General features: G+C 47.6%; 2 rRNA genes. Both read left to right on the top strand.

The annotated features are described in order from the left end of the window. The first annotated feature begins 206 nt into the window (after positions 1-206). Positions 207-3,038: ribosomal RNA gene (locus PQG45_RS08670) — 23S ribosomal RNA — on the top strand. Positions 3,039-3,105: 67 nt separating this feature from the next. Next, positions 3,106-3,217, top strand: a 5S ribosomal RNA gene (rrf, locus tag PQG45_RS08665). The last annotated feature ends 60 nt before the right edge of the window (positions 3,218-3,277 follow it).

The following is a 3,277-nucleotide window of genomic DNA, read 5'->3' as shown; positions in this document are numbered from 1 at the left end:
ATGACTAACGACTAGTGACTAGCGACTGAAAACACCACCCCTACCCTTTCCAAATGTGGAGATCGGAATTTGGGAACGATGTGAATGAGATGAGCGCAAGCTTATTGAATTTCACACAAGGTTCTTTGACATATTGTGAGAATAAAGTAAAGAGTAAGAGCAAATTAGAATTATTGAATCCTTCGGGATGAAGATATATTATAAAAGAGTAAGTGAATTAAGGGCGTATGGGGGATGCCTAGGCTCTTGGAGGCGATGAAGGACGTGTTAAGCTGCGATAAGCTTCGGGGAGGTGCACAAGACCTTTGATCCGATGATTTCCGAATGGGGCAACCCAGTAGATTGAAGATCTATTATTCTATTTAAGATAGAAGGCGAACCTGCTGAACTGAAACATCTAAGTAAGCAGAGGAAGAGAAAACAAAAGTGATTCCGTAAGTAGTGGCGAGCGAACGCGGATTAGCCCAAACCAGTGTTGTTGCGGCAAGACTGGGGTTGTAGGACCACGATATCGATTATATAAAGGAACAAGAACTGTCTGGGAAGGCAGGCCGTAGGAGGTGAGAGCCCTGTATTGGTAAGCTTATATAATTGTAGTGGTATCCTGAGTAGGGGGGGACTGGAGAAATCCCCTTTGAATCTGCCGGCACCATCCGGTAAGGCTAAATACTACCAAGAGACCGATAGTGAACGAGTACTGTGAAGGAAAGGTGAAAAGTACCCTGAGTAAGGGGGTGAAAAGACCCTGAAACCATACGCTTACAAGCGGTCGGAGCCCTTTTTGGGGTGACGGCGTGCCTTTTGCATAATGAGCCTACGAGTTACTTTCACTGGCGAGGTTAATCATATAGATGTGAGCAGCCGGAGCGAAAGCGAGTCTGAATAGGGCGCTTAGTCAGTGGGAGTAGACGCGAAACTTTGTGATCTACCCATGAGCAGGTTGAAGCTCCGATAACACGGAGTGGAGGACCGAACCAGTTTACGTTGAAAAGTATTTGGATGACTTGTGGGTAGGGGTGAAAGGCCAATCAAACTGAGAAATAGCTCGTACTCCCCGAAATGTTTTTAGGAACAGCCTCGGGGTTAAGTTTTAAGCAGGTAAAGCTACCAATAGGACTAGGGGGAGTCAAATCCTACCAAATCCTGATGAACTCTGAATGGCTTAAAATATACCCGGGAGTGAGGGTTGGGGTGCTAAGGTCCCAATCCGAGAGGGAAAGAACCCAGACCAACAGCTAAGGTCCCAAAATCTTTACTAAGTTGAACTAAGGAAGTCTGATTGCAGTGACAGCCAGGATGTTAGCTTGGAAGCAGCTATTCATTTAAAGAGTGCGTAACAGCTCACTGGTCGAGCGAGGCGGGCATCGATAATAAACGGGCATCAAGTAAAGTACCGAAGCTTTGGATTATATTTATATACTGGTAGGGGAGCATTCTGATCAGCGGTGAAGGTGAAGCGACAAGCTTTGCTGGAGCGTTCAGAAAAGCAAATGTAGGCATGAGTAACGATAATGAGGGCGAGAAACCCTCACGCCGAAAGACTAAGGTTTCCTCAGCTATGCTAATCAACTGAGGGTTAGTCGGGGGCTAAGGGTCTAGCGAAAGCGACAATCTAATGCACAGCAGGTTAATATTCCTGCACTTACTTATTGGGCAAATAGATGACGGAGATTACAGGTTACCAGATACTGACGGAATAGTGTCTTTGAGAGGCGGCAGCAATGCCAAAACGAGTGTAGTGAGTAAACTTCCAAGAAAAGTCTAGGCGTGTATAACTAATAAGTAACCCGTACCGTAAACCGACACAGGTGGTCGAGAAGAATATTCTAAGGCGCTCGAGTGAATCACGGCTAAGGAACTCGGCAAATTAACCCTGTAACTTCGGGATAAAGGGAGCCACGAGCAATCGTGGCCGCAGAGAAATGGCCCAGGCGACTGTTTAACAAAAACACATGGCTTTGCTAAATCGAAAGATGACGTATAAGGCCTGACACCTGCCCGGTGCTGGAAGGTTAAGGGGGGATGTTAGCCGCAAGGCGAAGCATTGAACTGAAGCCCCAGTAAACGGCGGCCGTAACTATAACGGTCCTAAGGTAGCGAAATTCCTTGTCGGGTAAGTTCCGACCTGCACGAATGGTGTAACGATCTGGGCACTGTCTCAGCCGTGAGCTCGGTGAAATTGTAGTAACGGTGAAGATGCCGTTTACCCGCAACGGGACGGAAAGACCCCATGAACCTTTACTATAGCTTAGCATTGAGTTTTGGTACTGGATGTGTAGGATAGGTGGGAGGCTGTGAGCCGGTGTCGCTAGGCATCGGGGAGCCAACGTTGAAATACCACCCTTCTTGTACTGGAATTCTAATCCCCAAAGGGGAGACATTGCTTGGTGGGTAGTTTGACTGGGGTGGTCGCCTCCAAAAGAGTAACGGAGGCTTTCAAAGGTTCCCTCAGCACGCTTGGTAACCGTGCGTAGAGTGCAATAGCAAAAGGGAGCTTGACTGTGAGACCGACAAGTCGATCAGGTACGAAAGTAGGATATAGTGATCCGGTGGTTTAGTATGGAACAGCCATCGCTCAAAGGATAAAAGGTACTCTGGGGATAACAGGCTGATCTCCCCCAAGAGCTCACATCGACGGGGAGGTTTGGCACCTCGATGTCGGCTCGTCACATCCTGGGGCTGGAGAAGGTCCCAAGGGTTCGGCTGTTCGCCGATTAAAGTGGCACGCGAGCTGGGTTCAGAACGTCGTGAGACAGTTCGGTCCCTATCTGTTGTGGGCGTAGGAATATTGACAGGTTCTGACTTTAGTACGAGAGGACCGAGTTGGACTGACCGCTGGTATATCAGTTGTTCTGCCAAGGGCATAGCTGAGTAGCCACGTCGGGACCAGATAAGCGCTGAAAGCATCTAAGTGCGAAACTGACCTGAAGATGAGTATTCCATGAAGGGTCCGTGTAGACGACACGGTCGATAGGCTACAGATGTAAAGGCAGTAATGTCAAAGTCGAGTAGTACTAATTACCCGAAAGCTTACCTTTTATTAATTTACACACTGCTGTTTATTTTATCTCACAATATGGAAAAAGGCTATGACCTTGTAAAAAGTATGGAGCCGATAGGACGGGTGTTCACCTCTTCCCATCTCGAACAGAGAAGTTAAGCCCCGCACCGCTGATGATACTGGGATCAAACCCGGGAAAGTAAGTAAGCTCCAAGTTATTATAGAAGACCTGCACCAAAAGTGTGGGTCTTTTTTTATGCCCTACAGTCGCTAGTC

The sequence above is a fragment of the Aquirufa regiilacus genome (assembly GCF_032470275.1).
In the GTDB taxonomy this organism is placed as follows: Bacteria; Bacteroidota; Bacteroidia; order Cytophagales; family Spirosomataceae; genus Aquirufa; species Aquirufa regiilacus.
The sequence above is the reverse complement of the archived record's forward strand: the minus strand, read 5'-3'. Positions and strand labels throughout refer to the sequence as shown.